At 40.4% G+C, this 12,514-nt stretch carries 10 protein-coding genes; 6 read left to right on the top strand and 4 right to left on the bottom strand.

Annotation, left to right across the window (positions count from 1 at the left end; translation table 11 throughout):
• The first annotated feature begins 21 nt into the window (after positions 1-21).
• Positions 22-1,161, top strand: a complete 1,140-nt coding sequence (locus tag AB669_RS20405; protein WP_047801205.1) for a 5-(carboxyamino)imidazole ribonucleotide synthase — start codon at positions 22-24, stop codon at positions 1,159-1,161.
• A gap of 52 nt (positions 1,162-1,213) precedes the next feature.
• Positions 1,214-1,729 carry a 5-(carboxyamino)imidazole ribonucleotide mutase gene (purE, locus tag AB669_RS20400; RefSeq protein WP_047801204.1) on the top strand — a complete coding sequence of 172 codons (516 nt, stop codon included), beginning with the start codon at positions 1,214-1,216 and terminating at the stop codon, positions 1,727-1,729.
• Between the two features lie 106 nt (positions 1,730-1,835).
• On the opposite strand, the gene AB669_RS20395 is transcribed toward purE, so the two are convergent.
• Complete coding sequence (locus AB669_RS20395) at positions 1,836-2,399, bottom strand: YqgE/AlgH family protein (RefSeq protein WP_047801203.1); 564 nt, start codon at positions 2,397-2,399, stop codon at positions 1,836-1,838.
• Positions 2,400-2,445: 46 nt separating this feature from the next.
• Here AB669_RS20395 and pdxH point away from each other — a divergent pair, with 46 nt between their 5' ends.
• Positions 2,446-3,096 (top strand): pyridoxamine 5'-phosphate oxidase, encoded by a 651-nt coding sequence (gene pdxH / locus AB669_RS20390; RefSeq protein ID WP_047801202.1) that lies wholly within the window; start codon positions 2,446-2,448, stop codon positions 3,094-3,096.
• 379 nt (positions 3,097-3,475) lie between these two features.
• On the opposite strand, the gene AB669_RS20385 is transcribed toward pdxH, so the two are convergent.
• Complete coding sequence (locus AB669_RS20385) at positions 3,476-5,068, bottom strand: RagB/SusD family nutrient uptake outer membrane protein (protein ID WP_047801241.1); 1,593 nt, start codon at positions 5,066-5,068, stop codon at positions 3,476-3,478.
• A gap of 26 nt (positions 5,069-5,094) precedes the next feature.
• Entirely contained in the window at positions 5,095-8,226 is a 3,132-nt protein-coding gene (locus tag AB669_RS20380; RefSeq protein WP_047801201.1) for a TonB-dependent receptor, read from the bottom strand.
• 409 nt (positions 8,227-8,635) lie between these two features.
• Between AB669_RS20380 and AB669_RS20375 the strand changes: the two genes are divergently transcribed.
• The 3 genes from AB669_RS20375 (at position 8,636) to AB669_RS20365 (ending at position 12,210) form a co-directional block, all read left to right on the top strand.
• Positions 8,636-9,532 (top strand): 3-hydroxyacyl-CoA dehydrogenase family protein, encoded by an 897-nt coding sequence (locus AB669_RS20375; RefSeq protein WP_047801200.1) that lies wholly within the window; start codon positions 8,636-8,638, stop codon positions 9,530-9,532.
• A 31-nt stretch (positions 9,533-9,563) separates the two neighbouring features.
• A complete protein-coding gene (gene ruvB / locus AB669_RS20370) occupies positions 9,564-10,586 on the top strand; it encodes a Holliday junction branch migration DNA helicase RuvB (RefSeq protein ID WP_047801199.1) in 1,023 nt (340 codons plus the stop codon).
• Between the two features lie 115 nt (positions 10,587-10,701).
• The gene (locus tag AB669_RS20365) at positions 10,702-12,210 is read left to right on the top strand and encodes a carbon-nitrogen hydrolase family protein (RefSeq protein ID WP_047801198.1); all 1,509 of its coding nucleotides are present in this window, start codon (positions 10,702-10,704) and stop codon (positions 12,208-12,210) included.
• A gap of 63 nt (positions 12,211-12,273) precedes the next feature.
• Here AB669_RS20365 and AB669_RS20360 read toward each other — a convergent pair whose 3' ends face one another.
• Positions 12,274-12,480: a hypothetical protein gene (locus AB669_RS20360; RefSeq protein WP_047801197.1), complete on the bottom strand. Its 207-nt coding sequence runs from the start codon at positions 12,478-12,480 to the stop codon at positions 12,274-12,276.
• Positions 12,481-12,514 lie beyond the last annotated feature (34 nt).

The raw sequence follows: 12,514 nt of genomic DNA, 5'->3' as shown, positions 1-12,514 counted from the left end.
AGTAGCATTATTTTCAAGCGCATGGCAAAACAGATTAGCGAATTAAAACTGGGTATTTTAGGTGGCGGACAATTGGGCAGGATGCTCATTCAGCAAGCAATTAATTACAATGTAAACGCTCTGGTTCTCGATCCTGATCCTGACGCCCCATGCAAGCACATTGCCAATTACTTTGAAAACGGCTCAATAACTGATTTCGATACCGTTTATAATTTTGGCAAGAAGGCTGACATCATTACCATCGAGATTGAAAAAGTGAACATCGATGCGCTGGAACAATTGGAAAAAGAAGGGAAACAGGTATTCCCACAATCAAGGGTAATCCGTTTAATTCAGGATAAAGGCGTTCAGAAGCAATTCTTCAAGGAAAATGACATTCCTACTTCTCCTTTCCACATGGCCAATACGAAAGAAGATATGGTTAATAGCCAAATTCCTTTTCCATACATACTGAAGTTGAGAAAAGACGGATATGATGGTAAAGGCGTAATGAAAATCAATAGCGCTGCAGATCTTGACAAAGCATTTGATGCTCCGTGCATCATTGAAAAACTGGTAGATTTTGAAAAAGAAGTGGCCGTGATTGTTGCGCGTAATGCAAACGGCGACATGAAAACCTTCCCTATGGTGGAGATGGAATTTAATCCTGAAGCGAATCTGGTGGAATTCCTGATTTCACCTTCTACCTTCGCAGAAAGCCTGCAACAGAAAGCAGAAAACATCGCGAAGAATATAGCCTCAGCTATGAACATAACCGGAATTTTGGCTGTTGAAATGTTTGTTTGCAGGGACGGTGAGTTGCTGGTGAATGAGGTAGCTCCACGCCCACACAATAGCGGGCACCAGACAATTGAGGGCAATTATGTTTCACAATTCGAACAACATCTCCGTGCAATTTATAACCTTCCACTAGGCGATACCAGCAGTATTACAAATGCCATTATGATCAACCTTTTGGGTGAAAAAGGTTCGGAAGGGGTTGCGAAATACGAGAATCTGGAAAAGATTTTAGCCATTGATGGTGTATTTGTACACCTTTATGGTAAAAAATATACGAAGCCTTTCCGTAAAATGGGCCATGTAACCATTGTGGATATAGACCGGGATAAGGCAATTGAAAAAGCAAGATACGTACAGAAAACTTTAAAAGTAATTGCTTAACACCTTTTTTTAGCTTTAGATAACAACAAAAATTCAATAAACTTTATTACAAATGAGTACAGCAAATTCAAATTCGCCTTCGGCGGCAAAACCACTGGTAGGAATTATAATGGGTAGCAAATCTGATTTGCCCGTAATGCAGGATGCTGCCGATGTGATGAAGGAATTTGGAATTGACTACGAAATCACGGTGGTTTCGGCACACAGAACTCCTGAGCGGATGTTCAATTACGCAAAAGAGGCACAAGGAAGAGGTTTGAAAGTCATCATCGCAGGCGCGGGTGGTGCTGCGCATCTTCCAGGAATGGTGGCTTCAATTACCACTTTGCCGGTAATTGGTGTACCTGTTAAATCATCAAATTCTATTGATGGGTGGGACAGTATTTTGTCGATTTTACAAATGCCGAATGGGATTCCTGTGGCTACTGTAGCCCTTAATGCTGCAAAAAATGCAGGCTTACTCGCTACACAGATTTTAGCTACCGCAGATGATTCGTTAACTGTAAAAATGCAGGCCTATAAAGATGATTTAAGGCTGAAAGTTGAAGAAAGTGCTGCAAGCATGTAATTACTCACCAATGCTGATTTAATACAATCGCCAGATAGAGAACGTGCAATTTGTGTGTTAACTATCTGGCGATTTAGTTTATAAGGAATATGGCACTTTCGTCGTATTAATTTAAACTTGGGTCACTGGGAAAATTACTGACATGTGCATACTTTGGACCTAAGTTCACAACAACATCACGCCATAACTGTTCTTCATCATTGCCGAAAATAAGATCAGCATTAGAAACATTTCCCACCATCCAGGCGTTTTGTTCCCGCTCTCGTTTAAGCTGTCCGCTATCCCATCCGGAATAACCAATAAAGAATTTAATTTCATCTTCATTGATCGCGTTGTTATTGATCAGGATTTTGAGTGCCTCGAAATTTCCACCCCAGTAAATTCCGTTTCCGATATCCTCCCCGCTTTGCAGCTTATCATAAGCACGGTGAATGAAGTGAAGGGTATCGGCCGCTACAGGTCCGCCAAAATAAATTTGATTGTCGGCCTCCCACAAATCCTGAATCACATCCTTGAGTAGTAGATTCCCAACCTGATTGAGAATATAGCCTACAGTTCCCTCTGCACTGTGCTCGGTTAACAGGACAACAGATCGCTTGAAATTTGGATCGGCCATGAATGGTTCGGAGATCAGTAAGCGGCCGGTTTTAGGTTCTATATTGTTAAGCATGACGATAATCATTTGTAGCACCGTAAAAGATGCTTATTTTTGTTTTATGCAAGTTAATAACGAATTTCTACAAAACCTACGCCAGGATTACAAAAGCGCCACTTTAGACGAGTCTGAGGTTGATGATAACCCCATTAATCAGTTCAAAAAATGGTTCGACCACGCTGTTGAGGCGCAGCTATATGAACCAAATGTAATGACATTGGCGACAGCCGACAAAGCGGGACGTCCGGATGCAAGAATTGTTTTATTGAAAGGCGTAGATGACGATGGCTTCAGGTTTTTCACCAACTATTTGAGTGCCAAAGGAAAAGAACTGAAAAGAAATCCATATGCTGCACTAGTATTTTTCTGGCCTGAACTGGAGCGCCAGGTAAGGATTGAAGGAACCGTAGAGAAACTGGATAAGGAAACCTCTGAGGCATATTTTGACAGCCGTCCGGTAGCCAGCCAGATTGGTGCTATCGCTTCTCCACAAAGTCAGGTGATTCCTAACCGCGCCTTTTTAGAAGAAAAGTTCGAGGATTTACAAAGTTCAGCTAAAGATAAGAAAATTGCCAAGCCGGCACACTGGGGTGGTTACATCGTAAAGCCAACAAGAATAGAATTTTGGCAGGGACGACGCAGCAGGTTGCATGACCGGATTAATTTCGAGCTCAGTAAAGGAAGCTGGGTAAAATCACGTTTGGCACCTTAAAAACCATTATAAATGAAAAGAGATACGCTATCCAGCCATATCTCTTTTCTTTAACTAATCATTAACTAACCTAAATTTACTAGGAAGTACTTTTATAAAAATGTTAGCTTTCTTGCTAACGACTCTGTCTTTTTATTTATCAGCGAAACAAATGTTTTTTATTTCTCTTGATGAATCAAAGATCTTCAAAAAAGAAGCGCTTTTATAGCTTGTATCGACGAATTTGGGCTTTGTGTCGATAAATAAAATTTAACTTTTTTCTTAACATTTTTTAACGGAATGGATTTGGTTTTCAGAAGTTTAATCCTACTCGCCATTAAAACAAAACGGCCCCAATCGCCATGGATTGAAGCCGTCTTGTTTAATAATGAATGATTGATTAATAGCCAGGGTTCTGGGCAATATTTGGATTGGCATTTAGCTCATCCGTTGGAATAGGCCATATATACCTGTAATCACTATAAGCAATTGCAGCCTTACCTGTCGCTGTTGTAGGCCTAAGGGTTGCATCCCAGTTTGATCCGGTTCCGCTCAAGGCAGTAACTAATATCTTAGCTGGAATTCCACCACCAGTTACCTGGAAATTCGCGTCTTGTGAAAGTCTCGTGATATCAGGCCATCTTCTGCCCTCACCTGCGAACTCAATTCTACGCTCATTTAGTATCGCCTGAGTTAAAGCATTCTGGCTCGCGAAGCTCGCAATCGTGTATTGATTAGCAGTTGGAACGGCTCGGTTACGTACAGCATTTAATAAATTTAAAGCCCGTGTATCCAGTACAGTTGTCCTTGAATAAGCTTCAGCAACATTTAATAAAACTTCAGCGTAGCGGATAATTGGGGCATAATCAGTTTTATTAGTATAATCTTTATATTTATAATTAAAGAAATACTTGGCACCAGTTGTAGTTTGTTGAACTTGTAAGAGGGTTCTCCGCGTATCTCCTGTTACCCAAAACGAAGCATTATATAAGTTGGGACTGGTAGCTACCAAACCACGTCCTCCTAAACTAGCAGGCCCAAACATATTCGGCAATGCACCGTTTACACCACCATTTGCAGCAGCACTGTTTTCGATAGAGAAAATAGATTCTGTATTACTGGCGAAGCTAGTGAACGGACCGTCAGGAGTGGAAGTAAGGGCATAACTACCAATCGAACTTTTATAGGGAGAAGCAGTCGCAGAAGTACCCAATTTAGCTCCCTCTGTAATAACGCCGGCAAAATCGTTCATATGTAATTTAACGCGCGTTTTTAATGCGATGGCAGCCCCCTTTGTTGCACGGGTAATCGCGTAAGTAGCACGTGTTGCTGGAAGGTTGGTTTCTGCATAATCCAGGTCTGCCAGAATTTGAGTATAATCCTGCGCTACAGTGCCTCTGCCGACAAGTACCTGGGATGAAACTGCATCGGTAGAATTTACAGCTACAGTACGATAAGGAACTCCAGCTGCCGAACCATTATCATCAACGTATGGGCGGCAGAAATTAATGACTAATTCGTGGTGTGCCAATGCTCTTAAAAAACGAGCTTCAGCAGCGTACTGAGTAGATACGGCGCTGGTGATCGTTCCTTTAGCTGCAGCAGCTTCAACCCCAGTGATCAGGATATTACATTGGTTAATCAATGCATAGAGGTTACTCCAAAGATTGATATTATTGGCTGTAGTAGAGGTGTAGGTAGACTCATAGGTGATTTGATAAAACGTGGCCAGATTTACCATGTCTTCACCTCTCATTTCCCCCTGCTCAATAGCAGCTGCACCAAAGGGATAACCGCGACCTGTGCCACCGTTATAGGTTCCTACAGCAGCGGTATTATATACACCCGCTGCAACCAGCTCAATATTTGCCGGAGTATCGAAAGCGGTAGCCTCGGAAAGTGAATTAACCGGATTTAATTCAGTATATTTTTCGCAGGAGGTTACCATTAAAGTCACGGCAATCAGACCTGCGTAAGCAAATTTATTTTTCATCTTAAAGTTTTTCATTTCAGTAATTTTTAAAATCCAACATTTAAACCCACCAAAAAAGTTCTGGCTTTTGGATTGGTATTATAATCCAAACCAGTTTGACTATTAGTTGTGGTACTGTAATTTAATTCGGGATCTAAACCTGAATATGGTGTAATGACAAAAGCATTTTGTATCTGAGCATAGATACGTAAGCGATTTAACTTCAATTTATCGGTGAACAATTTAGGAAAAGCGTAACCTAAAGTGATGTCTTGTGCGCGAATGAATTTACCATCCTCCACAAAACGTGATACTGAACTTGAAGTTAAGTTAGTGAAGGCATCTCTACCATAATACACTTTAGGAACATTTGTGATTTGACCAGGCGTTGTCCATCTTTCTAAAATTTCAGTTCCGTTATTTAGAAATTTCTGATTTAGCAAACTTTCCTGACGGGTGATGTTCATGATTTTATTTCCACCTGAAAACACCATATTGATGCCAAGATCAAAGTTTTTATAACTGAAATTGTTTACAAAACCACCATAATATGTTGGATTAGATTGCCCCAGTATCTTTTTATCGGCTGCAGATAATGTTGTTGCAGTTGTTAAAGCTGTTGGGTTAGCAGCATCGTAAACATAATAGGTTTGATTGGCTATATTCCCCTGAACAATCTGCCCATTAGCTTTAACATATAACGGGTTACCATTTGCCGCATTTACACCAGCATATTCGTAGCCATAAATTGCGCCAATAGATTCTCCAACCCTATTGATGTTATAAGTATAGTTGATATCAGCATTGTTATTTGATAACTGAGTAATCTTATTTTTAACAAATGTGATGTTAAATGAACTACTCCATTTAAAGGGTGTTTCCCTGAATATATCGGCACTTAAGGCAAACTCGTAACCTTTGTTGTACATTTTACCAACATTTTGATATATGGAATTACCAGGTACACCTAACGATGGTGCTGTTGGAGCGGCAAGAATCAGATTATCCACGTTGTTTTTGAAATAATCGGCTGTGAAAGTAATCCTGTTATCGTAAAACGTTGCGTCGATACCCACATCGTACTTACCACTTGTTTCGAACTTAAGACTGCTATTCCCTACCTGCGTATAAGCTAAACCACTCTGAACGCCATATGTGGCCGCTCCAAATGTTCCTGCAAAAGGATAGTTACCAATATCCGTATTACCCGTTTTAGCATATCCGCCTCGAATTTTAAAATCATTAATGAACTTTAAACTTTCATTATCTTTAATAAAATCTTCTTGCGAAAGTCTCCATCCCAAAGAAAGCCCTGGAAGTTTGGCACTTTGATTACCAATGGGTAAAGAGGATATAGCGTCAATCCTGTATGTTCCCGATAGCAGATAACGTTCTTTGTATGTATAATTTGCTCTTGCGAAATATGATTTATAAGCATTTTCATTTACCCCACCACCAATATCATAGGTAGATTGGGTTAAAGAGTTACTGATAATGTTCTCTCCCCCAAAAAATGTACTTGATAATGAAGAACCACTTGCGTAGAAGGATCTGTTTTTAGTTTTTTGAAATTCAACACCGATTGTTGCTCCAAAGGAATGATCACCAATCGTTTTTGTGTAGCTGGCAGTGTTTGTCCAGTTGTATCTGAACCTTGGTATGAATTGTTGGAATTCATAACCTTTTGTTGCACTTCCCCCATCTCCATGCACAGGGTTTAAATATTGGTAATCTTCGCCAAATATATTTTGAGTTGAAATCTGAGAGCGAATGTTCAGTCCATCAATAATCTTCACATCAGCGAATGCATTTCCAAGCATAGTGAAAGTCAAATTGCGGTAAACATTATTATCCAGAATGTATTTGATATTGGTATAGTTATCGTCAATCTCCTTCAGATTGGCGGCCCTGCCCAAACGTGCATTATCAGAACTTAGGTTGTAAGACCCATCTGCATTAAAAGCTCCCACATTAGGTAATGCCCTAATGGCATTGCCAATGTTACCTGATAGTGAACTTGTTCCTGAATTAAGACCAGTATTTTTTACATATGATCCGGTTAAGCTAGCACCCACAGTTAGGTGATCACCCAATGCTTTCTGCTCAAATTTACCCGAAAATTGATACTTAGTCTGGTTATTTGCTACCGTTGTCCCCTTTAAATCGGCGTAACCCAAAGAGAAATAATAATTGGACTGATCTGTAGCTCCACTGAATGACATATTATGGTTCTGCTGAAAAGCATCTTTATTGAATACATATCCTTGCCAATCGGTATCAACTAGACTTCCATCAGCATTGTAAGATAATACGGCTTGTGGGGTAGTTGTTCCTGCATTATAAAGCTTTTCATTTGCAATGGTTACAAATTCCTGTGCATTTAGCAGGTCGAAACGCTTAGCCACATTTGCCCAGGCAAACCAATTATTGTAATTGATTTGTGTTTTGCCTTTAGTTCCTTTTTTTGTTGTGATAATAATTACCCCATTAGCACCCCTTGAACCATAAATCGCAGTTGCCGCACCATCTTTCAACACATCAACACTCTGAATATCATCTGGGTTGATATCCCCAAGTGGATTCACAGAAGCTACACTACTCGATCCACTCGAAATGATTACCATTCCATCTACAACGTATAGTGGGTCAGCACCTGAAGAAATACTATTCGTGCCACGAATACGGATTCGTGGACCTGAACCTAATATACCACTTGAATTTGTGACCTGCATGCCCGTAATTTTACCCGCAAGTGCCTGATCGAAGCTGGCTACTGGCTTTCCTGCCAGATCTTCGCCTTTAATACTGGCCACTGACGCTGTAAGATCTTTTCTCTTGGCTGTTCCATAACCAATTACCACAACATCGGTTAACGATTTGGAATCAGAAACGAGTGCTACACTGATTTTAATTTGCTTACCAACGGTAATGTCCTGTGTAACATAACCTATTGATGAAAATTGTAACACAGATGAAGCGTTTACCTTTATGCTATATGAACCGTCTGCATTCGTAGACACACCAACTTTAGTATTTGCAATTTTAACACTTACACCAGGCAATGGCAATCCGTCTTCCTTTGATGTTACCACTCCTGTGACAGTCTTCTCTTGTGCCGAAACTTTTGTTACCAGCAAAACAATAAAGAACAACAAACATTTTAGTAGTTTTCTTTTCATTTACATTTAATTTTAGTTTAATAGTTAATAAGTTTGAAAAATCAATCACAGCAAATGCAACAGACGAACTTTGGTCCAGGGCAAGCAAATACACATAAATGATTAGAGGGTTTCATTACAATGGAAAACTTGAGAGGATTCCCCAGTTCGCTAAGAACAGATGCAACGATTAATATTTCAATTGCGAATTAAAGCCATTGAAAATAACTAAATTGTTAAGACACGATAAAAAGGATGGATGTATCGACAAACAGATTTGTAAATGTTTGTTAAAAATAAATGTAGTGCGTTAAAATATTATAAAATCATAAATTAAAGACAAGTATAGAACCCTTAATTTGCACTTTTAACAAAATAAACATCACATTACCCCAATAAGCAGTCAAAATTATTAACCAGATAATCAAAAATGATAGAAGCAGTTTCAATAATCGGATCAGGAACAATGGGAAATGGCATTTGTCACCTGTTTGCCCAATATAACTTCAAAGTGAACCTTATTGATGTAAGCCAAGATGCATTAAATAAGGCCTTAGCTACCATTTCCAGGAATTTTGACAGACAAATTGCTAAGGGAACACTTACAGACGACCAAAAAATTCAGGCGCTGGAAAAGATAACCACCTATACATCCATCAAAGAGGGTGTTGAAAATGCGGATTTGGTTGTTGAGGCAGCGACAGAGAACCTGGATTTAAAACTGAATATTTTCAGGGATTTAGATCAATATGCACCAGAGCACTGCATCCTTGCTTCTAACACCTCATCGATCTCCATAACGCAGATCGCGGCTGTTACCAACCGGGGAGATAAGGTGATCGGCATGCATTTTATGAATCCGGTTCCGGTAATGAAACTGGTAGAAGTGATTAGGGGATATCAAAGTAGTGATGAAACTACCGCATTGATTATGGCACTGTCGATAAACCTCGATAAAATTCCCGTTGAAGTAAATGACTATCCTGGCTTTGTGGCCAACCGAATCCTCATGCCGATGATCAATGAGGCAATATATACCTTATACGAAGGTGTTGCAGGTGTTTATGAAATAGACACAGTAATGAAATTAGGAATGGCTCATCCCATGGGACCACTGCAACTGGCAGATTTTATAGGTCTGGATATTTGTTTGGCGATACTTAAAGTACTTCATGATGGTTTTGGAAATCCGAAATATGCGCCTTGTCCGCTTTTAGTGAACATGGTAAATGCTGGTTACAAAGGCATTAAAACCGACGAAGGTTTTTACAGATATACAGCAGGATCGAAAGACCTTATCGTTTCAGAGAAATTTAAAAGATCCTAATTTTTTTAGCATTTAATTTTATCTTTGCTTTATGAACGAGCATCTTGATCCCGAAGCAAACCACCTTACTCCTACCGACAGAGATATTGAACGGGTATTGAGGCCCCAGGCTTTCGAAGATTTTACCGGACAGGAGAAGGTCATGGAAAACCTGAAGATCTTTGTGCAGGCGGCAAAACTTCGGGGGGAAGCCCTGGATCACGTACTTTTACATGGCCCTCCCGGACTTGGAAAGACAACGCTATCTCATATCATTGCTAATGAAATGGCTACGGGGATCAAAGTAACCTCAGGGCCAGTGCTCGACAAACCAGGCGACCTGGCTGGCTTACTAACGGGACTGGATGAGGGCGATATTCTATTTATTGATGAAATTCACCGGCTATCTCCGTTGGTTGAGGAGTACCTTTATTCAGCTATGGAAGATTTTAAAATCGACATCATGCTGGAATCAGGACCTAATGCAAGATCAGTACAGATTTCGTTAAATCCCTTTACTTTGGTTGGTGCCACAACCCGTTCGGGTTTGCTTACGGCGCCTTTGAGGGCGCGTTTCGGTATCAATGCCCGGTTAGCTTATTACGATGCAAAACTATTGACAACAATTGTTTTACGTTCTGCCGAAATATTAAAAACACCAATCAGCGATGAAGGTGCCTACGAAATTGCCCGCCGTAGTCGCGGTACGCCTCGTATTGCCAATGCGCTGTTACGCAGAACGCGTGATTTCGCCCAGATTAAAGGTAACGGAACAATCGATACCGCTATTGCAAGCTATGCACTGAATGCCTTAAATGTTGATGAGCATGGCCTGGATGAAATGGATAATAAAATATTGAGTACGATTATCGACAAGTTCAAAGGTGGACCGGTTGGCTTAAAAACCATTGCTACAGCTGTTGGTGAAGATGAGGGAACTATTGAAGAAGTGTATGAACCCTTTCTGATTCAGGAGGGTTATATCATGCGTACCTCGCGCGGAAGAGAAGTTACTGAAGCGGCATACAAACACTTGAAGAAAAACTTTCCCGGGCAAACTGGAAAGTTGTTTTGATACTATAAAGACCTCTTCCATTTTTGTAAATTGGGAGGTCTTATTTCTTCATTTTAACCTGCCGCTTTCAAACATTCTTTGCAGATCTCTGTTCATACTGTACAAATCAAACATTATGAATATTGAATTACGAAGATTAACGCTCGAAGATTATGCTGACCTTAAAGAATCAATGCTGCAGGCTTACGACAGCATGGGTGGGTCTATCTGGCCCAAGTCGAGTATCGCTAAATTACTGAACATTTTTCCTGAAGGACAACTTTGTATCGCTGTTGATGATAAGGTTGTAGCTTGCTCGCTCGCCATTATCGTAGAGTACGATGAATACGGCGACCGCCATACCTATAAGCTAATTACGGGCGACTATTCTTTTTCTACACACGATCCTAACGGAGATACCTTATATGGAATCGAAATATTCGTACACCCTGAGTTTAGAGGCTTGAGGTTAGGCAGAAGACTTTATGAAGCTCGAAAAGAATTGTGTGAGGGACTTAATCTGAAAAGCATCATCGCAGGAGGACGAATTCCTGGTTACCACCAATATGCAGAACAACTGAGTCCCAGGCAGTATATTGACAAAGTAAAATCCAAAGAATTATACGACCCTACCCTAACTTTCCAGATTTCAAATGATTTTCACGTAAGGAAGGTGCTGAAAAATTACCTGCCGGGAGATAAGGAATCAAAAGAATATGCAACTTTAATCGAGTGGAATAACATCTACTATCAGGGTGTGGATGCCTCCGCGCGTTCTGCAATGAACATCCGCCTCGGTTTGGTTCAGTGGCAGATGCGTTTATTCCCCAATATGGATTCGTTTTACGAGCAGGTTGAATTTTTTGTTGATGCGATAAGCGGCTACAAATCCGATTTCGTGATGTTTCCTGAATTATTTAATACTCCGCTGCTGGAGCCCTATAATCATCTTCCTGAAATTGAGGCTATGCGGAAGCTTGCTGAAAAGACGGAAGAAATCGTGGCCAGAATGCATGAGTATGCGCTAAGCTATAATGTAAACATTATTACAGGTAGTATGCCGATAATTGATGAGGGAAAGCTGTACAATGCGAGCTATCTCTGCCATAGAACGGGTAAAATCGATGAATACCGGAAAATACACATCACGCCCAACGAACAGAAATATTATGGCATGGTGGGTGGGGATAAGGTGCAGGTTTTTGATACCGACTGCGGAAAAGTTGGTATTCTGATTTGTTATGACGTAGAGTTCCCCGAGCTAAGCAGATTATATGCAGATCAGGGAATGCAGATTCTATTTGTGCCATTTCTAACTGATACCCAGAATGGTTATACCCGGGTACGGCACTGCGCCCAGGCCAGAGCGATCGAAAACGAATGTTATGTGGCTATTGCAGGCTGTGTGGGTAATTTGCCGAAGGTAAATAATATGGATATTCAGTTTGCCCAATCGGCGGTATTCACCCCATCAGACTTTGCTTTTCCCACTAACGCCACCAAAGCCGAGGCTACCCCAAATACAGAGATGGTTCTTGTAGTTGATGTCGACCTCCATTTACTGGATGAATTGCATCATTATGGTACAGTAAAAATATTGAAAGACAGAAGAAAAGATCTTTATCAGATTAAATTGCTCAAATAAATTTACATATAACAAGAAAGCCAGTTCGTTTGAACTGGCTTTCTTGTTATGAAATGAATGACCTTACTTCCTAAGCGCAAACCAGACAATTAAGCCAATAATTACAGCTATCGGCAAAATCCATTTCAATACCGAGCCTGCACCGTTTTCGTCCTTTTCAGTAACGGCAGGTTTTGCTGGTCCCGGATCTTCTTTATGATTCTCGTAATCTTTTTCTATCGGTTTTGGAGCTTCTCCAGATTCCGTATGTTTTGGATCTATTTCTTCCATGGTTTTGCAGTTGAATCCGGGTTCTCCAAATATT

It is taken from the genome of Pedobacter sp. BMA (assembly GCF_001027745.1).
GTDB lineage: Bacteria > Bacteroidota > Bacteroidia > Sphingobacteriales > Sphingobacteriaceae > Pedobacter.
This window is presented reverse-complemented; position numbering and strand designations above follow the sequence as displayed.